Source organism: Thaumasiovibrio subtropicus, assembly GCF_019703835.1.
Lineage (GTDB): Bacteria > Pseudomonadota > Gammaproteobacteria > Enterobacterales > Vibrionaceae > Thaumasiovibrio > Thaumasiovibrio subtropicus.
Genome location: NZ_AP023054.1, coordinates 748,422 through 768,678, shown reverse-complemented (window position 1 = coordinate 768,678; position 20,257 = coordinate 748,422). Strand labels below are relative to the sequence as shown.

Sequence of the window (20,257 nt, the reverse complement as noted above, 5' to 3'; positions counted from 1 at the left end):
TGTGATCACCAGAAGGTTATGGCAATTGCATTCGCTTTACTTGACCATCACGGGTCATAAACAAATAACTTGCACCGACTTCAATCGGCGCATGCGCAACACCACTACTGCTTACCATCTGCTGTGCAGAAAACTCACCATTGCGAGTATCCAACCAGTGCATGTAGCCTTCACTGTCGGTGACAACAACATGGTTATCGATGACAGCCGGAGGCGTTAACAAACGATACTCAAGTGACGAGTTTCGCCACAACTCCGTGCCGCTACGGGTATCAACAGCAACAACATGATCTTGGTCAGTCACTAAGAAAAGGCGTTGGCCCTGAATAGCGAAGTCTTTCGACGAAGAGTATGCGCGCTTCCAAGCCGGTTGGCCCGTTTGCAGTTCAATAGACACCAACTCACCGTTGAATCCAACGGCGTAAAGGCGATCGCCGACAATCACAGGTGTCGCATCAACATCAACTAAACGATCAATCTCTGTCGCACCTTTCGGACTTGCAATAGGTTGTTGCCATAGCATCTGGCCTGCTTCAGCAAGTGCGGCGCCTAGCCTGCCGTTAGACATACCCCAGAAAATACCACCACCAACAGAGACTGGCGAGCTATCACCACGCAATGTTAAGTTCGGGACTTCCGTACCAATCTGCCAACGGCTTTCACCCGTTGTCGCGTCAAACGCTTCAAGGATACCTCGGCTGGTGTTGACGACCACAAGTGTACTTTCTGCAAGTGGACGAGACAGTACTTCTCCTTGGGTTTTGGCGCGCCAAAGGAGCTCCCCGGTTTCTTCATCCAGTGCAATTAAGTCCGCATTTTCAGTACCAATGAAAATACGGTTATAGGCTGCTGTAATACCGCCGGATAAACGCGCAGGCTTATCCTCTTCAACGTCAGTTTCCCAAATCACTTTTCCGGTGTCTGGCGATAGCGCTTTAATCACGCCATCACGATCGGCCGCAAAGATCTTGCCGTAACGATAGGTAGGAGTGAGCTGAGTAAAGTATTGGCCTAAGCCACTACCGACTTGGGTTGACCACAATTGATTTGGGGTAAACTCAGATTCGACAACAGGGAGCGGCGCCATCTGCACCGCTTCCTCTTCACTGGCACACCCCGCCAGCATCGCGAGCAGCGCTAACGCTCCAACTACGCGTTTGTTCTTCCCTTTCATGCGATGCCTCATCAATTACTGGGCCAAATCATCCAACTTCATTCGAACAACAGGATCATTACCTGCTGCCAATGCTTCGGTGTACGCTGCGCGCGCAGCGTCGTGATCACCGCGTTGAACCGCAATATCACCGCGCAAAGAGGCGACATTTGCTTTCCAACTCTCCGCTGTTACCGCGGCCAACGCGCTCTCGGCAGCATCAAAGTTTTCTAGTGCAATCTCAACACGTGCTAGGCGTACGTTTGCCAACGCTTTCAATGCGTCATCTTTGCTGTTAGCAACGACCCACTTCAACTGCTCTACGGCTGCACTTAGGTTGTCATTCTCAACCTGTGCTTTCGCTAATTGCATAGCGGCTAACGTGGCGTACTCACTGCTGCTGTTTTCGGTTACAAATTGCTTAACCGCATCGAGATCACCCGCGATAAGTTGCTCTTGTGCTTTGGAATAAGCATCAGACGCAGCCTCTTGAGATGACAATACATTTGCTTGGTAAGCGCGCCAGCCAAATAGGCCGCCAAGACCGATTACCGCGCCGAGAATGATGGACTTACCATTTTCCTTCCACCATTTTTTAATCGCTTCGACTTGTTGTTCTTCTGTTTCGTAGGCTTCCACGACACGTCCTCTGTTAAATCAATTCTTTCAGCTTTTCAATTGCATCAGCAACGGAGACAGTATTTTGCTCACCACCTCGAAGGTCCTTCACAGTAACCTGCCCCGCTTCAATTTCAGATTCTGCCAGCACTAGCGCATACGCAGCACCAACAGCATCTGCACGTTTAAACTGTTTCTTAAAGTTACCACCACCAAAGTGATTCATAACACGCACACCCGGGATAGCATCCCGAACTTGTTCCGCTAACTGCATCCCCGCTTGTACACTGCCTTCACCCATAGTGACAACATAGGCATCAACACGGCGACGAACCTCAGTTTGCTCAAGTGCTTCCATAAGAAGGACTAAGCGTTCCAAGCCCATTGCAAAACCCACTGCTGGCGTACCTTTGCCGCCCAACTGCTCGACGAGGCCGTCATAGCGACCACCACCACACACCGTACCTTGGGCACCTAGGCTTTCAGTGATCCACTCGAACACAGTGCGGTTATAGTAATCTAATCCACGCACTAATCGTTGATTAACCGTGTATTCGATACCTGCAGCGTCTAAGAGTTCACACAAACCCGCAAAATGTGCCTTCGACTCTTCATCTAAGTAGTCAACCAACTCTGGCGCATCGACAAGAATCGCTTGCACATCTGGGTTCTTGCTATCTAACACACGTAATGGATTGGTGTGCATACGACGTTTGCAGTCTTCATCAAGCACATCAATATGCTGCTCTAGGAACGCAATCAACGCATCGCGGTAGGTGTGACGCGCTTCCAAGGAGCCAATGGAGTTGAGCTCTAAGCGAACGTGCTTATCAATGCCCAACTCTTTCCATAAGCGCGCTGTCATGATGATCAACTCAGCATCGACATCTGGGCCATTTAAGCCAAAGACTTCAACACCAACTTGATGGAACTGACGATAGCGACCTTTCTGCGGGCGCTCATGGCGGAACATGGGTCCCATATACCACAGACGCTGCTCTTGGTTATACAGCAGACCGTGTTGAATACCCGCACGGACACAGCTCGCAGTCCCTTCCGGGCGAAGTGAAAGACTGTCACCGTTGCGATCATCAAAGGTGTACATCTCTTTCTCAACAACATCAGTGACTTCGCCAATCGCGCGTTTGAACAGATGGGTCATCTCGACGATAGGCATGCGAATTTCGTTATAGCCATAAGCGCTGACAACACGTGTTACGCACGCTTCAACTTTTTGCCATAGTGGAGTTTGAGTCGGTAGGCAGTCATTCATGCCTCGAATTGCTTGGATTTGTTTCGCCACTTTTTCACTCGTTCAGCTAATAGGCTGTTATCAATCACAGCCTTAAAATTAATCTTGTTTAATATCGATATTGATGCGGTTTGACTCGTCTAGCATGGATGCCTTAGCACGAATCTTCGTCTCTAGTTGATCAATCAGCGCTTCGTTATCAAAGCGCTCTTTTTGACGTTTTCCGTCATCATAATAAGCGCTCTTCTTATTGCCGCCAGCAACACCCAGATGAGACACTTCCGCTTCTCCTGGACCATTGACCACACAACCAATAATGGAAACATCCATTGGAATCACAACGTCTTCTAAGCGTTCTTCTAATGCGTTAACAGTGCCAATCACATCAAATTCTTGACGCGAACAGGTTGGACACGCAATGAAGTTAACACCACGAGAACGAATACGCAGTGATTTGAGGATATCAAAACCTACTTTGATCTCTTCGACAGGATCAGCCGCAAGCGAGACACGTAACGTGTCGCCAATGCCTTCGGCCAATAACATGCCAAGGCCAACCGCGGATTTTACGGAGCCTGCTCGCGCACCGCCCGCTTCGGTAATACCAAGGTGTAGCGGTTGATCGATTTTCTTGGCAAGCTGGCGATAAGATTCCACGGCAAGAAAAACATCCGATGCTTTTACGCTCACTTTAAACTGGTCAAAGTTAAGGCGATCGAGAATATCCACGTGGCGCATCGCCGATTCCACCAGCGCAGCTGGGGTGGGTTCACCGTACTTAACTTGAAGATCTTTCTCTAGCGAGCCGCCGTTCACACCAATTCGAATCGGAATATTGTTGTGACGAGCGCAATCAACAACACTACGGATACGCTCTTCTTTACCGATGTTACCGGGGTTAATACGCAAACAGTCGACGCCATACTCTGCAACTTTAAGTGCTATGCGGTAGTCAAAATGAATATCGGCCACCAGTGGCACATTCACTTGCTGCTTGATCTGCTTGAACGCTTCGGCTGCATCCATGGTTGGCACTGACACACGCACAATGTCGGCGCCCACTTTCTCCAGTGCTTGAATTTGAGCAACGGTCGCGGCTACATCGGTAGTTCGCGTGTTTGTCATGGATTGGACAGCAATTGGCGCACCATCGCCAACTGGCACGTCGCCAACGTAAATGCGCGTCGATTTACGACGCACAATAGGTGATTCTGTATGCATGGGAAACTCTTAAAGAGGAAGGTTAAAGCGCGCGACTTTACCTGCCCCAAATTGACTCATATCGACGACTTCGCCTTGATAACGCAGTTCTACCACATCCGGTGCACCCAGTACCAGTTTAAATGGCTCTTGCCCTTCTAGCTGGATACTCTCGCCTTGCTTCTTGATACCGGTGACCAAACGTTTCCCCGTTGCGTCACGGATATCAACCCAGCAGTCGCCTTTAAAGCTGATCGACAACATTTCAGCAGCGTCACTTTGCGGTGCTGGCTCATCTGCTACAGGAGAGACCTCAGGCGCGTCAACAACAGCGGGCGAATCGACATCGGCTACCGCCTCTTGTTCTACGGGCTGGACTTGCTCCTGCTCAGCAACTGGCTCAACAGGTGTTGCGCTAACAGGCTCTACCTCTTCAACAGGCACAACCAACTCAGGCAAACTATTATCTAGTGGCGCATCAGGTAGATCATCTGTACTGGTTACGATCTCGGTGGCGGGGGAGTTTGTTACGATGTCGATATTGTCGCCATCAAGCTGTACGCTTTGCCACCACCAAATGGCCGTGACACCGAGTACACCAGCCGCGATCACCCAAGTTAGTCGCATCACGCGGTTATCATGAGCTTCGCGTTTAGTGCGTCGAGAAAAGCTGTGCATCTTCTGATCAGCGCTTTCGAGGTTGTCAACGCCATTTAGATAAGAGAGCACTTGGTCTTCGTCCAAGTTCACACACTTGGCAAACGAACGAATATAGCCACGAGTAAACGTGGCTTGTTTAGTGTCAAAAATATTGTTTTCGATATCTGCAATCACAGTCGTGCGCAGACGGAGGCGGTTTGCCACATCTTCTTGCGACATACCGAGACGCTCACGCGCCTCCCGGAGGATATCACCCGGTCCTGTCGTATCGATCTTTAGTTCTTGTTCTTCGTTGTGGTCAGTAGTCATTTGCTAAATATTGTTGATATTGCGTGGATTCTGGATACTGACTGGCTAACAGTTTCACGTAGCGATCACGCTCTTGTGTTCTGCCCGCTTTCTCTTCCAATTGTATAAGAAGAAACAGGCTATCAGGTTTGTATCCATACTGCTTATTAAATTTCATCAAATTTGCTCTAGCTTGAGCAAATTCGCCTGCATCTATCTGTAAACGCGACAACTGTAACACCGACATAGGTCGATTCTGGTCGTGCGATAAGGCGCGCGTTAAGAAAGCCTTTGCCGCTTCAGTGTCGTTTTGTCCAATGGCACATAAACCTGCGTTTTCAAAGCTCGAAGCAACCTGGTTGTAATCCGGCTGCTCGACTGCCCTTTCAAACATACGGATCGCTTCTTCGTACTTTTTCTCACGGCACAAGAAGACACCGTAGTTGTTAAGCACATCACCGTTACGCGGGTTTTTACGCAGTGCCATTTTATAGTAGCTTTCTGCTTGCTCGGGCTCATTCACCTGCTGATAGTAGTAAGCCATCGAGAGCAGACTACGATAATAGTCTGGGGCTAATGTCAGCGCTTGTTGAAAATTATCCCTTGCTCGGGGCATATCACGTTGAGATAAATATTGAACCCCAAGCGCAATACGCTTATCCGCCGCTTCTACAGGATTATAGCGTTGATTTCCAACTGACTCTTCTACGGAGACACAACCGACCAACAAAAGGGCGGCAAAAATTACAGACGACAAGCGCAACATGACTATTAAACATCCTTATTCTTTGTTTTATTGTCAAAAACCGTCCCTTACCCTCTCACTAGACTGCTTTAATTGCAATTGGTTCCCCTTTTGCAGCACGCTCTCGTTCAGTTCGTTTGGTACGGTCGATCACATCACCTACAAGTTGACCACAAGCCGCATCAATATCATCGCCACGTGTCTTACGCACAGTGACAGTGAAATCATACTCCATCAGCGTTTTCATGAAACGATCGATGCGAGAATTACTTGGCTTACCATATGGTGAACCAGGATACGGGTTAAAAGGAATTAAATTTACTTTTGCTGGGGTATCTTTTAGCGTCTCTGCGAGCTGTCTAGCATGTTGCATGTCATCATTGACGTGATCGAGCAAAATGTACTCAACCGTCACACGGCCACGGTTCGCATTAGACTGATCAATATAACGTCGCACCGCATCTAAGAAGGTATCGATGTCATACTTATCGTTGATCGGCATAAAACTGCTGCGCAGATCATCGGTAGGTGCATGAAGCGAAATCGCCAACGCCACATCAATTTTACCAATCATCTGATTGAGCCCTGAAACCACACCGGACGTCGAAACTGTCACGCGACGCTTTGATAAGCCGTAACCGAGATCATCGAGCATCAGTTCCAGTGCTGGAATGAGGTTTTTCATGTTCAATAACGGCTCACCCATCCCCATCATCACAACGTTAGTGATAGGTCGACGGCCAGTCTCTTTCTCTAGACCAATCTCTTTTGCCGCACGCCAAACCTGGCCGATAATCTCTGAAACCGACAGGTTACGGTTAAAGCCTTGACGACCTGTTGAGCAGAATTTGCAATCCAGCGCACAGCCCACTTGAGAAGAGACACATAATGTTGCGCGATCATCTTCAGGAATGTAGACCGTTTCGACATCTTGGTCGCCCACTCGCATAGCAAACTTGATTGTGCCATCTGTCGAGTACTGCGCATCAGCCACTGTCGGCGCTTTAATTTCAGCAACGCGCTTAAGCTTCTCTCGTAACTTCTTATTGATGTTGTTCATCTCATCGAAGTCATCACAACCGAAGTGATAGATCCATTTCATGACCTGATCGGCACGAAAAGCCTTCTCCCCCAGCTCTTCGACAAAATACTGGCGAAGTCCCTGACGGTTAAAATCCATCAAATTCACTTTGACTGCTGACATTGCGGTGTTGCCTCATTTAAATTGAACATGCTTGCGCTGAATCTATCCATCTCTTACTCAATAGTCTGCGCTTGTTTTAGTGTAGGAGACATGGAAATTCAAGGCGCGAAATTGTACAGCCTTTGCGCATGACTTTCCACCGCGGTTTCGCAGGGTTAATACAGAAAGAGTGTCTATTAGGAGGGAAATGTCAGAGACATGAAAGACATTGCCTCTGACAAAAAAATCTACGGATTAAGCACGTGGACAAATTTCACTGTCTGCGAAGAAGTAAGCGATTTCGCGCGCGGCAGATTCCGCGCTATCGGCACCATGCACCGAGTTATGACGCATCGACTTAGCGTAATCGTGACGCAGTGTCCCCATTGCGGCATTTTCCGGGTTTGTGCTCCCCATCAACTCACGGTAGTTGGCCACCGCATTTTCACCTTCGAGCACCTGAACCATCACAGGACCAGATGTCATATACGCGACAAGATCATCGAAAAAGGGCTTACCTTGATGCTCTGCGTAGAAGCCTTGTGCTTGTTGTGTTGTAAGGTGAAGCATTTTAGCCGCGATAATACGCAGCCCAGATTGTTCGATTCGGTGGTAAATTTCCCCGATTAAGTCACGCTCTACGGCGTCTGGCTTCACGATTGAAAACGTGCGCTCAATTGTCATTATTATCTTTCCTTTTGAATGTGGGATCTGCCATTGCTGGCAGATCCAGACTGTTCAGCTTAAGCGATAAGCAGCGCAGCAATATGGGCTATCCCCAACCCGGTGGCACCGGCTGCCCAGCGAGCTCCACCACTGTCTCTGAAACAGCCCGCTAAATCAACATGTAACCAACCTTTTCCATCCTCTCTCACAAATCGAGATAAGAAGCCAGCTGCATTTGACGCACCGCCCATACCGCCCCCTTTGACAGGACGGCTATTGGCCGTATCAGCATAAGGAGATGGACACTGCTGTTGGTGCCATTTCTCTAGCGGTAATGGCCATGCTGGCTCATTGACAAGATTCGACAACTGTTGACTGCGCATTAGCAGCTCTGCATCTAAACTAAACAGCGCATTGTAGTCTTCACCGACGGCCATCATTGCAGCTCCCGTCAATGTTGCTGCGTCGATAATTAAAGGGGCATTCGTTTCAGAAGCGGCAAGCAAACCATCTGCTAAGACTAAACGACCTTCCGCATCGGTGTTTAATATCTCAACTGACACACCATTTTTATATGTCAGTACGTCACCTAGCTTATAAGCATTACCCGCAATCAGGTTCTCTGCACAGCATAGAATCAGTTTAACGCGTTTATTTAGCCCTTGCGCAATCGCGTAACCCAAAGCGGCAGTCACGGTTGCGGCGCCCCCCATGTCACACTTCATTGCCACCATGCCAGCGGATGTTTTGATCGAGTAACCGCCCGAGTCAAACGTGATACCTTTACCGACTAAACACGCTGCAACAGGCGCATCAGCATCGCCACTTGGATTGTAGTCAATGGTCAGCATCACTGGTGGACGAACACTGGCACGGCCAACGTTCCATACGCCTACCCAGCCTTGCTCTGCCAGTGCTTCACCTTTGATCACATCGACACTGATGTTGTCGCCAGCCAGCCCCGTTAAGAAATCAACCGCTTCTTGAGCGAGTGATTCTGGGTACATCTCTTCTGGCGTTGCATTGATCATGCGACGCGCCCAATCATGGGCATGGCGACGTGCGTTGAGCAATTCGAGCTCATCTTCATCCGTACTCGCCCATTTCAGAGTGACATCACCACGTGTTGGCGCGTAGCCGCAGTAAAACGCCCACTGACGCTCATAGCTCCAACCTTCACCTTCAAGCGCAACCGCACTCACCCCTTGTGATTGCAATTGGCGGCCCGCTTGCTGAATGCGTCGTGAAGGGTAATCACCTTCAAAGAAAATAGTCGCTTCTGATTCGCCATAGCCAATCAGTGCATTGTCGCCCCAAACGCCTTCATTTTTGCCTTGCTTAAGTACTACATTCAGCATCACTTATTCTCCTTTGAGGATCAGGTTGCCGAGTGTGCGTACACCCATTCCTGTCGCACCAGCAGCCCATTTGTCTGTCGGTGATTTACGGAAGGTACCGCTCGCATCAACGTGCAGCCAACCGGTTTGATACTCGTCGACAAAATGAGAGAGGAACGCAGCCGCGGTTGTGGCACCTGGCGCAAAATCACCACTCGCAATGTTAGAAAGATCCGCATACTGAGAAGGCAGCATGTCACGGTGGAACTCTTCTAATGGCAGTGGCCACATACCTTCATTCTCTTCTTTGGCAGAAGCTAATGCATCAGCGGTAAAACTTTCATCAAAGCTCATGATGGCATGGTAGTCATTACCCAGCGCCATTTTTGCTGCGCCCGTCAGCGTAGCGACATCAATCACACGTTGCGGATTTTGGGTGTTCGCGTAAATAAGGCCGTCAGCCATAACCAAACGACCTTCAGCATCTGTGTTCTGCACTTCAACCGTTTTGTCGTTCTTATACTTGATGATGTCGCCAAGCTTATAAGCACTACTTGAGATCATGTTCTCAGCACAACACAACACCAACTTAACGCGTTTGTTGAGACCACGAGAAATAGCAAATGCTAGCGCACCTGTTGCCAATGCGGCACCGCCCATGTCGGCTTTCATTGCCATCATGCCTGCTGAAGGTTTTAAGCTGTAGCCGCCCGTATCAAAGGTAATGCCTTTACCGACCAATACCGTGTGTACTGGGGCGTCTTCATCCCCTGTCGGGTTGAAATCAAGACGCAACATCGATGGCGAACGCTTTGAACCACGACCTACGGTGTAGATGCCACTCCAACCTTCATCTAAAAGATCGACACCCTTAATGATCTTGTATTTCACCTGCTCTGGTGCCAAAGATTTAATCAACTCTGCAGCACGCGATGCTAATTGTCTCGGTGCGACTTCATCACCAGGTTGGTTGATAATATCCCTTACCCAGTCGGTAATTTGAATTCGGCTATCAAGCTCTTTTTGATCAGCATCTTCGAACTGAGGAAGCGTCAGCGTATTGCTCTTCTTCGCATTGCGATAACCTTGAACAAAGGCCCAAGCCGCCTCTAGATCCCAGTTATCACCCGCCAGTGTGACTGTCTTAATGCCTTGGTTATCGAGCTTGCGCGCCGCACGCTGGATCGCAGCCAATGGCGACTGTTTGGTGAGGTGAATTTGTGCACCAGATTCGGTGAAAGATAACAGCGCTTTGGCGCCCCACTGTGGGGCAGCAGCGTCATTAGTCAGAAAAACAGACATCTCTACAGACATGTTCGACTCCTTGAATTGTAAGAGTTTGATATACCCAAAGTACACCAGACTGCGCTTTTCAGCGAATCTCCCTTCGCCACTCAACGTGCGTCGCTGCGGTATGTTGTTTCTGCCTCTTCGCGACTATTAGGGCAACAAGCGTCGGCGCCTATTGGGTATACATAAAAGCGGACCAAAAACCTGACGTCTTTGATCCGCTTAAACTGAAACGTAACAACTTCGTTTCTTTTTCTATAAACTACCGTACAGAGTAGCGATTTGCACTATCTTTTGGATAAGTTTCGGGAGTTGATCAACCCAGAACTACCATTTGAAGCATAGTCTCTCTTTATGAAAGTAAGAATTAATCCCACTCATCCATCCACATTAAGATCACAGCTTCGAGCACTTTCTCACCACAATGTTTAGGATCGTCATCAAACGCTTCAAGCGCCAATATCCAATCCTTAAGGTCAGTAAAACGCACTGTCTTAGGGTCTACGTCTGGATAGGCATCCATCAATTCAATCGCAATTTCGCGAGAATCAACCCATTTTAGTCCCATTGCTTCCTCCCTCTAGCAGTCAGATGTCTGGCTGATTAGTGATTTTCCGCCGCATGATTGAGCGTGTATTTCGGGATCTCAATCACTAAGTCTTCATCAGCAACATGAATCTGGCAACTCAAGCGTGACTCTGGCTCTAAGCCCCATGCTTTATCAAGCATGTCATCTTCCAGCTCATCACTCTCTTCTAGCGAATCAAATCCTTCGCGCACAATACAGTGGCAAGTAGTACACGCACATGACTTTTCACACGCATGCTCAATCGAAATGCCAGCACGCAGCGCGACATCGAGAACCATATCGCCTTCATTGGCTTCTAAAACCGCCCCTTCAGGACAGAGATCTTCATGAGGAAGTACGACTATTTTTGGCATTTTAAACCTCGTCTATCGAATGACCCGCCAATGCCTGACGAATCGAGTTGTCCATACGGCGCGACGCAAACTCTTGACTAGCTTGATCAGTAGCTTTGATAGCTGCTTCAATTGCGCGTACATCGTTTCCATTTCTTGCATTCACTAGTGCCATCATTGACGCTTCAAGTAACTCGCGCTCTTCTTTGGATAGCAAAGTGTCGCCATCTTGCTGCAAAGCAACAATCAGGCCTTCCAATACGCGATCCGCTTCAACTTGTTGTTCAGCGAGTGCACGCGCATCTTTATCTTCTTGGGCAAATGCCATTGAGTCTTTAATCATGGTGGCAATTTCATTGTCGCTTAAGCCATACGATGGTTTGACTTCAATTGACGATTGCACCTTGGTGCTTTTTTCCATTGCCGTGACAGACAACAAGCCATCTGCATCCACCTGATAAGTCACACGAATGTGTGCAGCCCCTGCTGCCATTGGCGGAATACCTTTTAGCGTAAATCGAGCCAATGAACGGCAATCACTGACCATTTCACGTTCACCTTGCACCACGTGGACCATCATTGCCGTTTGTCCATCTTTAAACGTGGTAAATTCTTGGGCTTTCGCGACAGGGATTGTCGTATTTCGCGGAATGATCTTCTCAATCATGCCACCCATGGTTTCGATGCCCAGAGACAGCGGAATCACATCGAGAAGCAGCATGTCAGAGTCAGGCTTGTTACCAACCAATATGTCAGCCTGAACCGCTGCGCCAATTGCCACGACTTTATCTGGGTCGATCGAGGTTAGCGGGGTTTTCCCAAAGAACTCTGCAGACATTTCACGCACCAGAGGAACACGTGTCGACCCGCCAACCATGACAGTATCAAGCACATCCTCTTTGCTGACACCCGCATCTTTCAATGCTCGGCGGCAAGCCAGCAGGCTCTTTTTCACTAACGGGCGAATAAGATCATTGAACTGCTCGCGGGTGAGCGTTAATGCGATATCATCAACGCTGATCTCAGCCGATTCATTATCAGTCAATGCAATTTTAGCTGCGATTGCCGCATCGAGCACAGCTCGCTCAAACACAGCCCCAGACTGTTGAGTCGACGATGCTTGCTTGATCCAATCGGCAATGAGGTGATCAAAATCATCACCACCCAGCGCGGAGTCACCACCAGTCGCTAAGACTTCAAAGACACCTTTCGATAAACGCAGGATAGAGATATCAAAAGTACCACCACCCAAATCGTAGACCGCAATTACCCCTTCTTGGCCGCTGTCTAGCCCGTAGGCAATTGCCGCCGCTGTCGGTTCATTCAGCAAGCGAAGAACATTTAGGCCAGCAAGCGCAGCCGCATCTTTGGTGCCTGCACGCTGTGCATCATCAAAATAGGCCGGCACGGTGATAACCACACCATCTAGCTCGCCGCCAAGGTTTGCTTGAGCTCGTGAAGCGAGTGTCTTTAGAATCTCAGAAGACACTTGAATAGGGTTAACGGCACCTTGCGCCGTATTGAGAACAGGAAGTCCCGATGCTGAAGCACTGAACTGATAGGGAAGCGATGGGTAGCGTTGCTGGATATCTTCCAATGCACGACCTAACAAACGCTTTGCAGAACTGATCGTATTAACCGGGTCTTGTACTGCGTTGTCACGCGCATCATAACCGACATCCACAGCCTCTTGGCCATAGTGAACAACCGAAGGAAGAATTGCACGTCCTTGCTCATCATTCAGGGTCGTTGGTTGTCCGCTGCGAACGGCAGCAACAAGAGAATTGGTGGTACCTAGGTCGATACCCACAGCGAGTTTGTGCTGATGCGGCGCAGCGCTCTGCCCCGGTTCAGCAATCTGTAACAAAGCCATATGTCTTCCTTCAACACCTCTTAGCCAAGCAGGGTGTCTTCTAATCGTTCTACTTCTTCTTGGAGCTTAACAACAAACTTCAAACGGCGCACCACATCTGCTGCCTCTTCCCAATTGCCTTGGTGATAGAGTTCAACAAAATGCTTCTCTTGCTGGCGATAAAGCGCTTGCACATGATCATCAAACTCAGCCAACGCAGTATCAGGATCAGCGCTAGCCGGAATGTCTTCCAACTCTTCACGCAGTTCCATTTGTGCCATCAGAAATTCAGGATCTTGCATGGTTTGTTGCTCAGCGCGTAGTTCGATGCCTTGCAATAACAAGAGATATTCAGCGCGAGGTAGCGCTAATTTTAACGTTTGGAAAGCGTCGTTGATTTCCGCCGCTTTTTGCACTGCCATCAAGCGATCACGCTCTGAAGCTGTAGCAAATTTATCCGGGTGGAATTGACGTTGAAGTTCGCGAAAGCGCTCAGAAAGAAGATTGCCGTCGACATTAAAGTCACACGGCAATCCAAATAGTTCAAAATGATTCATCTCACTCACAGAGTCGTTTGTGAAGGTGGGGGTGATGATTAAACGTGGAAACTCTCACCACAACCACACTCACTGCTAACGTTAGGGTTGTTGAACTTAAAGCCTTCATTCAATCCTTCTTTGGTGAAGTCTAGCTCCGTGCCTTCGAGATAGATTAAGCTTTTCGCATCAACGATGACTTTGATATCAAAATACTCAAAAACTTCATCGCCTTCTTGCAGTTCATCAACGAACTCGAGTACATAGGCCATTCCAGAACAGCCAGACGTTCGGACACCTAATCGTAATCCCAGTCCTTTGCCTCGATTCTCTAGAAAGTTAGCAACACGCTGTGCAGCGGCTTCTGTTACTGTTACGGCCATGGTACTCCAACCCTTCTGTCTTAATTATTGATGTTTCTTTTTGTAGTCAGTTACCGCAGCTTTAATCGCATCTTCAGCAAGAATAGAGCAGTGAACTTTTACTGGTGGAAGTGCTAACTCTTCAGCAATTTCAGCGTTCTTAATCGCTGCTGCTTCGTCAAGTGTTTTGCCTTTTACCCACTCAGTGACTAACGAACTCGAAGCGATAGCACTACCGCAACCGTACGTTTTAAACTTTGCGTCCTCAATGATACCTTCATCGCTGACTTTAATCTGCAATTTCATTACATCGCCACACGCAGGGGCGCCGACCATGCCGCTACCGACATTAGGATCGTTCTTATCGAAGGCACCTACGTTACGTGGGTTTTCGTAATGATCAATGACTTTTTCGCTGTATGCCATGATGACTTCCTCACATTCCTTACTTTATTAGTGGTGAGCCCACTCAACGGTATTCAAATCGATACCTTCTTTGTACATATCCCAAAGCGGCGACATTTCGCGTAGCTTGGTAACCGCTTGTTGGATTTGGCCAATCGCGTGGTCGATATCTGCTTCCGTCGTGAATCGACCAAACGAGAAACGAATTGAGCTGTGTGCCAACTCGTCGTCCAAACCTAGTGCACGTAGTACATAAGATGGCTCTAGGCTTGCAGATGTACAGGCTGAACCTGAAGAAACCGCAAGGTCTTTCAGCGCCATCAGCAATGACTCGCCTTCAACAAACGCGAAGCTTACATTTAGGTTATGCGGTACACGCTGATCAAGATCACCATTGATGGTGACCGCTTCCATATCTTTGATGCCATCTAAGAGGCGATCACGTAACGCCAACGCATGTTGATAATCTTTCTCACGCTCTAATTTTGCTAAACGGAAGGCTTCACCCATCCCAACAATTTGGTGAGTAGGCAGTGTACCTGAACGCATACCACGCTCATGACCGCCACCGTGCATTTGTGCTTCAAGGCGAATGCGCGGCTTACGGCGAACATAAAGTGCACCGATGCCTTTAGGACCGTAAATCTTGTGTGATGTCAGAGAAACAAGGTCAACTTTCACTGATTGTGTGTCTAGCGGGATTTTGCCTGCTGATTGTGCTGCATCAACATGGAAAACGATCTTTCGCTCTCGGCAAAGTTCGCCGATTGCAGCAATGTCTTGAATGACACCAATTTCGTTGTTGACGTGCATAATAGACACTAGAGCCGTGTCTTCACGCATCGCATTGCGCAGTTTATCAAGATCGATCAAGCCGTTTGATTCAGGCTCAAGATAAGTCACTTCAAAACCTTCACGCTCGAGCTGACGACATGGGTCGAGTACAGCTTTGTGCTCAGTTTTACAAGTAATAACGTGCTTGCCTTTCTTGCTGTAGAAGTGCGCGGCACCTTTAATTGCCAGGTTGTCAGATTCAGTCGCACCTGAAGTGAAGACGATCTCGCGAGGATCTGCATTCAGCAGATCGGCGATATTTTCACGTGCAGTATCAACCGCTTCTTCCGCTTGCCAACCAAAACGGTGAGAGCGAGATGCAGGGTTACCGAATGTGCCATCCATGGTCATGTACTGCATCATTTTTTCAGCAACGCGAGGGTCCACCGGACAAGTTGCTGAGTAATCTAAATAAATTGGCAATTTCATATGGTTCTCCGAAACGTATCCCTTAAACTACGAACGCGCGTTAGCGGTCAATTGGCTCATTGGGGTAGTGCTTTGTCCGAAGCTGTTTCTCAGCAAGCTAGCTTCCAGGGTATTGTCCTGACGATCGGCCACTTCCTGTACTTCGTTATTTTTCATAAGTTCACCCAACGTGATATTGTCGAGAAAACCACTGATACGGCTACTCAAATCACGCCATAGCGCATGGGTGAGGCAGCGAGTGCCGCCTTGGCAATCCGCTTTACCTTGACACTTTGTTGCGTCAACAGATTCATCAACAGCGGCGATGACCGTTCCGACAGCGATGTTATCAGCTTCATCACCCAGTCGATATCCGCCGCCCGGACCACGTACACTCGCCACTAGGCCAGCTTTACGTAGACGCGAAAACAATTGCTCGAGATAAGACAACGAAATACCTTGTCGTTCAGAAATCTCGGCCAGTGGCACAGGGCCTTCTTGAGAGTGCAGCGCCACATCGAGCATAGCGGTGACTGCGTATCTTCCTTTAGAAGTCAACCTCATAACATCGTTACCTGTCTATTGATTTGACAAGCATGGTCGCATACCCGACTAAAACGGTCAAGTATTTACCTGACTATTTTACTAGGTTTTTTAGCCCGACGCTTTATGGGGTTAACGCTTAAGGCCTGCAAAGGTTTTTTCTATCGAAGAAAGCATCCCTCGCAGGATATTTAGCTCATGAGATTCAGGTCTTGCGCGATTGAACATACGACGCAATTTGTTCATCACCTGACCTTGGTGCTGCTTATTGATAAATTGGGAATCATGTAACACTTTTTCAAGGTGTTCATAAAAACGTTCTAAGTCAGCATTCAATGGGTAGGGTTCGTGGGCAGACTCACCTTCATAAGCCTGTGAAGCCAAAAATGCCATTCTGACTTCGTAGCTCAATGTCTGCACTGCCATTGCCAGATTCAAAGAGCTGTATTCTGGATTTGCAGGAATGCAAACGTGAAAATGACATTTCTGAAGTTCTTCATTTGTTAGGCCAGTGCGCTCGCGACCAAAAACAATTGCCACTTTGCTTTCTTCACCTTCGGCGACAATCTTCTCTCCAAATTCACGCATCTCTAGCTGCGGCCACTGTAGAGTACGTGAACGCGCACTTGACGCCACAACAAGAGAACAATCGGCAATAGCATCATCGAGCGTCTCAACAACACGAGCATTATTGGCAATATCGCTCGCACCTGCCGCTAACGCGATCGTCTGGCCATCAACGCTACATTCAGGTGCAACTAATACCAGATTACTCAGCCCCATCACCTTCATTGCTCGCGCAGCAGAGCCAATATTTCCTGAATGAGAGGTACCAACTAAAATGATACGTACATTGTCTAACATCGCTTTTTACCTACTATTTACCGAGGGCGAGGAGTTTAACATATACTCAAGCGACCTCAAGATGGAGTTACACTCACTCGCTGCAAGATGCTTGCTCAGCAAGAATGTCTAGGTTTACCCTCGAGGCATTGCCTTATACTCTGGATGTAAAGCCAAATTGACGAACCTATCAACCTATACCGCTAGAACCGAATGACCAAAAAATAATCACTTCCCTTTTTAATAATACTTGGTATACTTCGCGCCGCTTTTTCGTTCTTTAACATCCATTGGGAAGATTTTATGCATCCGATGCTAAACATCGCCATTCGCGCTGCGCGAAAGGCTGGCAACCATATTGCAAAGTCACTAGAAAAGACTGATTCAATCCACGTCTCATCTAAAGGTCTAAATGATCTGGTGACGAATATCGATAAAGAAGCAGAAGCTATCATTATTGAAACTATTAAAGCGTCATACCCTGATCACTGCTTTGCTGGTGAAGAGCTAGGGTTGGCTGAAGGCCGTGATAAAGAGTGTCAATGGATTATCGACCCACTGGATGGTACCGCTAACTTCGTTCGTGGCTTACCTCACTACGCTGTTTCTATCGCGCTTAAGATGCGCGGCCGTATGGAAGTCGCCTGTGTATATGACCCAATGCGTAACGAACTCTTCACTGCAACACGCGGCCAAGGCGCTCAGCTTAATAGCCAACGCATCCGCGCGTCTCAGCCACGTGATCTCACTGGCACTATCATAGCAACAGGCTTCCCATTCAAAGCCAAGCAACATTCAGAAAGCTACATAAACATTCTAGGTAGCGTATTCGCTGACTGCGCAGATGTACGTCGTGCAGGCTCAGCAGCCCTTGACCTATGCTACGTAGCCGCAGGCCGTGTTGATGGTTTCTTTGAGTTTGGCCTAAAGCCTTGGGACATCGCAGCGGGTGATCTCATTGCACGTGAAGCTGGTGCGATTGTTACTGACTTCTCTGGTAACACAAACTACCTCGCCTCAGGCAACATTGTGTGTGGTAACGCACGCGTCGTTAAGCCGCTGCTCAGCAAGATTCGAGCACACGGCAACGAAGGTATGCTTAAGTAAGCAAACAACAGAAACAGGGAGGCAATCGCCTCCCTGTTTCTTATGCAAGAAATATCGTCCTTCGCCACTAGTACAAGGTCACACAAACCTGTATAGCTCGCTGTAAATGATCGCCATCTATCTCTAACGAAAGCTCAGTGATGTCTCAAAATGCACAGTGGCATGCCTATTCTTGCAAAAAATACTACTCATCCAAATTCCGCAAATACTATAGTTGTTACAGCATTGTAGTCACTGGTAGCCCTTTGAAGCACTCTTATAAACAGCTCCTCAAGCGCACTCTTGTTATCGATTTGATTGTGGTCTTCGCAATCAATGTACTCCTGTTGACCGTGTTTATTCGGGTCGAGTTTCTGGAGTGGTTTTATGACGTTTCGCGCAAATACGAAGACTGGGAGCTAGATGAAGTGTTTTCCATTCTTATGAGTCTTGGAATCAGCCTTATTTACTTTGCGGTAAGACGCTGGCGAGAAAGTCAAAAAGTAGTAGATACACTGCAACACTACCTCAGCCACGATTACCTCACCGATCTGTTTAATCGACGTTACTTTGATGAAAAACTCCGAAAGCGTGCTCGTGTTTTTCCGGTTGGGGTTATTTTGCTCGACCTCGACAATTTTAAACTCATCAACGATCAACATGGTCACCAGACAGGCGATGACGTACTTAAGCGTGTTGCACGTACTATCGAACCCCTATTAATTGGCCGAGAGTTAGCAGCCCGTTGGGGCGGAGAAGAGTTCTGTATCTTAACGACGTTAGAAGAGCCTAGCCGCACAGAGCAGTTGGCTGAAGAGGTCAGAATCGCACTCATCAATGACAGAATGCTATCTCGCTTTCATGTCTCAGCGAGTATCGGCTTCGGCACTTTTACCCAGGGCACCGATCCTGATGACATCTTCCGTCAAGTTGATCACGCGCTGTACAGTGCGAAAAATGCAGGTAAGAACTGCACGAAAAAAGCGAGTTAAGTGACCTTTGGATTTTGCTGTGAACAGTCGAATAGGTTATCTCCGCCTGATCCAAATTTCATTCGATACCGGAAAGTTGGATCAAAAAAAACCTGCTCGAAAGCAGGTTTTTTTATCTTAGGTAACCATTAAGGCATTTGTTCGAACTCTTCGTCCGTCTCAATTTGCGGCGGCATTAAGTGCTCACGCACAACACCGAGTTTCAACGCAAGCGCCGAAGCAACATAAATAGAAGAATACGTACCGACCGTAATACCAATCAGCAACGCGGTAGCGAAACCATGAATGTTGGCGCCACCAACAACAAACAGCGCGATAACAACAAACAAGGTGGTTCCCGAGGTGATCAAGGTACGGCTCAATGTTTGGGTGATTGAGCTGTTAATGACTTCAGGCGAGTCACCTTTACGCATCTTACGGAAGTTTTCACGAATACGGTCAAACACAACAACGGTATCATTGAGCGAGTAACCCACAACGGTCAGCAATGCTGCAACAATCGTCAGATCAACTTCAATCTTCAAAATCGAAAAAATACCGAGTGTGATAATAATATCGTGTGCGAGCGCGGCAACCGCACCCGTTGCCAAACGCCACTCAAAGCGCATCGATACATAAGCCAGAATACACAGTAGCGACGCTAAAATAGCTAAACCACCGGCTTCTGTTAGCTCATCACCAATCGCAGGTCCTAAGAACTCTAAACGACGAACTTCGACTTTCTGCTGTGTCCCTTTCTCAATTGACGCTAAGATCTGTTGGCTCAGTTGCTCACCTTTAACTCCGTCACGAGGACGAAGACGAACCATCACATCGCGCGTTGTACCGAAGTTTTGAACAACAGCATCACCGAACCCATCAGCGTCTAACGATTCACGAATAAGCTCAAGATCAGCAGGCTGCTCAAAGCCCACTTCAATCAAGGTACCACCGGTAAAGTCTAAGCCCCAGTTCAACTTATTGGTCGCAAGGGAAGCAAATGACCCCAAAATAACCAAAACAGAAAGAACAAAGGCAAAGCGAGACCAACGCATGAAGTTGATCGTATTTTCCGTTTTTAAAATCTGGAACATATCTTCAACT

At 48.1% G+C, this 20,257-nt stretch carries 22 protein-coding genes; 2 read left to right on the top strand and 20 right to left on the bottom strand.

From position 1 onward, the window contains the following. Positions 1-16: 16 nt before the first annotated feature. The 19 genes from bamB to trmJ all read right to left on the bottom strand — a co-directional run bounded on the left by bamB (position 17) and on the right by trmJ (position 17,117). Complete coding sequence (gene bamB, locus TSUB_RS03655; protein ID WP_087022816.1) at positions 17-1,174, bottom strand: outer membrane protein assembly factor BamB; 1,158 nt, start codon at positions 1,172-1,174, stop codon at positions 17-19. 15 nt (positions 1,175-1,189) lie between these two features. Beyond that, positions 1,190-1,792 carry a YfgM family protein gene (locus tag TSUB_RS03650; RefSeq protein WP_087022818.1) on the bottom strand — a complete coding sequence of 201 codons (603 nt, stop codon included), beginning with the start codon at positions 1,790-1,792 and terminating at the stop codon, positions 1,190-1,192. A 13-nt stretch (positions 1,793-1,805) separates the two neighbouring features. Continuing rightward, complete coding sequence (gene hisS / locus TSUB_RS03645) at positions 1,806-3,074, bottom strand: histidine--tRNA ligase (RefSeq protein WP_087022820.1); 1,269 nt, start codon at positions 3,072-3,074, stop codon at positions 1,806-1,808. A gap of 48 nt (positions 3,075-3,122) precedes the next feature. Next, positions 3,123-4,244: a flavodoxin-dependent (E)-4-hydroxy-3-methylbut-2-enyl-diphosphate synthase gene (ispG, locus tag TSUB_RS03640; protein ID WP_087022822.1), complete on the bottom strand. Its 1,122-nt coding sequence runs from the start codon at positions 4,242-4,244 to the stop codon at positions 3,123-3,125. 9 nt (positions 4,245-4,253) lie between these two features. Continuing rightward, the gene (rodZ, locus tag TSUB_RS03635; RefSeq protein WP_087022824.1) at positions 4,254-5,192 is read right to left on the bottom strand and encodes a cytoskeleton protein RodZ; all 939 of its coding nucleotides are present in this window, start codon (positions 5,190-5,192) and stop codon (positions 4,254-4,256) included. Continuing rightward, positions 5,182-5,937, bottom strand: a complete 756-nt coding sequence (gene pilW / locus TSUB_RS03630; protein ID WP_087022826.1) for a type IV pilus biogenesis/stability protein PilW — start codon at positions 5,935-5,937, stop codon at positions 5,182-5,184. Before pilW ends, rodZ begins: the two co-directional genes overlap by 11 nt. Positions 5,938-5,995: 58 nt before the next feature. Continuing rightward, complete coding sequence (rlmN, locus tag TSUB_RS03625) at positions 5,996-7,120, bottom strand: dual-specificity RNA methyltransferase RlmN (RefSeq protein ID WP_087022828.1); 1,125 nt, start codon at positions 7,118-7,120, stop codon at positions 5,996-5,998. A gap of 234 nt (positions 7,121-7,354) precedes the next feature. Beyond that, a complete protein-coding gene (ndk, locus tag TSUB_RS03620) occupies positions 7,355-7,783 on the bottom strand; it encodes a nucleoside-diphosphate kinase (protein ID WP_087022830.1) in 429 nt (142 codons plus the stop codon). A 59-nt stretch (positions 7,784-7,842) separates the two neighbouring features. After that, a complete protein-coding gene (gene pepB, locus TSUB_RS03615; RefSeq protein WP_087022877.1) occupies positions 7,843-9,123 on the bottom strand; it encodes an aminopeptidase PepB in 1,281 nt (426 codons plus the stop codon). Positions 9,124-9,126: 3 nt separating this feature from the next. Then, a complete protein-coding gene (gene pepB, locus TSUB_RS03610) occupies positions 9,127-10,416 on the bottom strand; it encodes an aminopeptidase PepB (RefSeq protein WP_087022832.1) in 1,290 nt (429 codons plus the stop codon). A gap of 343 nt (positions 10,417-10,759) precedes the next feature. Continuing rightward, positions 10,760-10,960, bottom strand: a complete 201-nt coding sequence (gene iscX, locus TSUB_RS03605) for a Fe-S cluster assembly protein IscX (protein WP_087022834.1) — start codon at positions 10,958-10,960, stop codon at positions 10,760-10,762. 35 nt (positions 10,961-10,995) lie between these two features. After that, positions 10,996-11,334, bottom strand: a complete 339-nt coding sequence (gene fdx / locus TSUB_RS03600; protein WP_087022836.1) for an ISC system 2Fe-2S type ferredoxin — start codon at positions 11,332-11,334, stop codon at positions 10,996-10,998. A gap of 1 nt (position 11,335) precedes the next feature. Continuing rightward, positions 11,336-13,186, bottom strand: coding sequence for a Fe-S protein assembly chaperone HscA (gene hscA / locus TSUB_RS03595; protein ID WP_087022838.1), 1,851 nt, complete (start codon positions 13,184-13,186; stop codon positions 11,336-11,338). A gap of 20 nt (positions 13,187-13,206) precedes the next feature. Further along, positions 13,207-13,722, bottom strand: a complete 516-nt coding sequence (hscB, locus tag TSUB_RS03590) for a co-chaperone HscB (protein WP_087022840.1) — start codon at positions 13,720-13,722, stop codon at positions 13,207-13,209. 38 nt (positions 13,723-13,760) lie between these two features. After that, positions 13,761-14,084 (bottom strand): iron-sulfur cluster assembly protein IscA, encoded by a 324-nt coding sequence (gene iscA, locus TSUB_RS03585; protein ID WP_087022842.1) that lies wholly within the window; start codon positions 14,082-14,084, stop codon positions 13,761-13,763. A gap of 24 nt (positions 14,085-14,108) precedes the next feature. Continuing rightward, positions 14,109-14,489, bottom strand: a complete 381-nt coding sequence (gene iscU / locus TSUB_RS03580; protein WP_087022844.1) for a Fe-S cluster assembly scaffold IscU — start codon at positions 14,487-14,489, stop codon at positions 14,109-14,111. 27 nt (positions 14,490-14,516) lie between these two features. Beyond that, entirely contained in the window at positions 14,517-15,731 is a 1,215-nt protein-coding gene (locus tag TSUB_RS03575; protein ID WP_087022846.1) for an IscS subfamily cysteine desulfurase, read from the bottom strand. A gap of 27 nt (positions 15,732-15,758) precedes the next feature. Then, positions 15,759-16,274, bottom strand: coding sequence for a Fe-S cluster assembly transcriptional regulator IscR (gene iscR / locus TSUB_RS03570; protein ID WP_087022848.1), 516 nt, complete (start codon positions 16,272-16,274; stop codon positions 15,759-15,761). A 111-nt stretch (positions 16,275-16,385) separates the two neighbouring features. Continuing rightward, positions 16,386-17,117: a tRNA (cytosine(32)/uridine(32)-2'-O)-methyltransferase TrmJ gene (trmJ, locus tag TSUB_RS03565; RefSeq protein WP_087022850.1), complete on the bottom strand. Its 732-nt coding sequence runs from the start codon at positions 17,115-17,117 to the stop codon at positions 16,386-16,388. 282 nt (positions 17,118-17,399) lie between these two features. Between trmJ and suhB the strand changes: the two genes are divergently transcribed. Both suhB and TSUB_RS03555 read left to right on the top strand, forming a co-directional pair. Further along, complete coding sequence (suhB, locus tag TSUB_RS03560) at positions 17,400-18,203, top strand: inositol-1-monophosphatase (RefSeq protein WP_087022852.1); 804 nt, start codon at positions 17,400-17,402, stop codon at positions 18,201-18,203. A gap of 245 nt (positions 18,204-18,448) precedes the next feature. After that, a complete protein-coding gene (locus TSUB_RS03555; RefSeq protein WP_159064944.1) occupies positions 18,449-19,174 on the top strand; it encodes a GGDEF domain-containing protein in 726 nt (241 codons plus the stop codon). Between the two features lie 128 nt (positions 19,175-19,302). Here the strand turns inward: TSUB_RS03555 and secF are convergent, their stop codons facing one another. Continuing rightward, complete coding sequence (gene secF / locus TSUB_RS03550) at positions 19,303-20,247, bottom strand: protein translocase subunit SecF (RefSeq protein WP_087022856.1); 945 nt, start codon at positions 20,245-20,247, stop codon at positions 19,303-19,305. Between the last annotated feature and the right edge of the window lie 10 nt (positions 20,248-20,257).

Excerpts from the sequence above, each read along its gene's own strand:
- bamB (WP_087022816.1), bottom strand. The coding sequence starts at position 1,174 with ATGAAAGGGAAGAACAAACGCGTAGTTGGAGCGTTAGCGCTGCTCGCG.
- hscB (WP_087022840.1), bottom strand. The coding sequence starts at position 13,722 with ATGAATCATTTTGAACTATTTGGATTGCCGTGTGACTTTAATGTCGAC.
- iscU (WP_087022844.1), bottom strand. The coding sequence starts at position 14,489 with ATGGCATACAGCGAAAAAGTCATTGATCATTACGAAAACCCACGTAAC.
- fdx (WP_087022836.1), bottom strand. The coding sequence starts at position 11,334 with ATGCCAAAAATAGTCGTACTTCCTCATGAAGATCTCTGTCCTGAAGGG.
- TSUB_RS03575 (WP_087022846.1), bottom strand. The coding sequence starts at position 15,731 with ATGAAATTGCCAATTTATTTAGATTACTCAGCAACTTGTCCGGTGGAC.
- secF (WP_087022856.1), bottom strand. The coding sequence starts at position 20,247 with ATGTTCCAGATTTTAAAAACGGAAAATACGATCAACTTCATGCGTTGG.
- pepB (WP_087022877.1), bottom strand. The coding sequence starts at position 9,123 with ATGCTGAATGTAGTACTTAAGCAAGGCAAAAATGAAGGCGTTTGGGGC.
- iscX (WP_087022834.1), bottom strand. The coding sequence starts at position 10,960 with ATGGGACTAAAATGGGTTGATTCTCGCGAAATTGCGATTGAATTGATG.
- rodZ (WP_087022824.1), bottom strand. The coding sequence starts at position 5,192 with ATGACTACTGACCACAACGAAGAACAAGAACTAAAGATCGATACGACA.
- pepB (WP_087022832.1), bottom strand. The coding sequence starts at position 10,416 with ATGTCTGTAGAGATGTCTGTTTTTCTGACTAATGACGCTGCTGCCCCA.
- iscR (WP_087022848.1), bottom strand. The coding sequence starts at position 16,274 with ATGAGGTTGACTTCTAAAGGAAGATACGCAGTCACCGCTATGCTCGAT.
- hscA (WP_087022838.1), bottom strand. The coding sequence starts at position 13,186 with ATGGCTTTGTTACAGATTGCTGAACCGGGGCAGAGCGCTGCGCCGCAT.
- rlmN (WP_087022828.1), bottom strand. The coding sequence starts at position 7,120 with ATGTCAGCAGTCAAAGTGAATTTGATGGATTTTAACCGTCAGGGACTT.
- trmJ (WP_087022850.1), bottom strand. The coding sequence starts at position 17,117 with ATGTTAGACAATGTACGTATCATTTTAGTTGGTACCTCTCATTCAGGA.
- pilW (WP_087022826.1), bottom strand. The coding sequence starts at position 5,937 with ATGTTGCGCTTGTCGTCTGTAATTTTTGCCGCCCTTTTGTTGGTCGGT.
- ispG (WP_087022822.1), bottom strand. The coding sequence starts at position 4,244 with ATGCATACAGAATCACCTATTGTGCGTCGTAAATCGACGCGCATTTAC.
- iscA (WP_087022842.1), bottom strand. The coding sequence starts at position 14,084 with ATGGCCGTAACAGTAACAGAAGCCGCTGCACAGCGTGTTGCTAACTTT.
- suhB (WP_087022852.1), top strand. The coding sequence starts at position 17,400 with ATGCATCCGATGCTAAACATCGCCATTCGCGCTGCGCGAAAGGCTGGC.
- ndk (WP_087022830.1), bottom strand. The coding sequence starts at position 7,783 with ATGACAATTGAGCGCACGTTTTCAATCGTGAAGCCAGACGCCGTAGAG.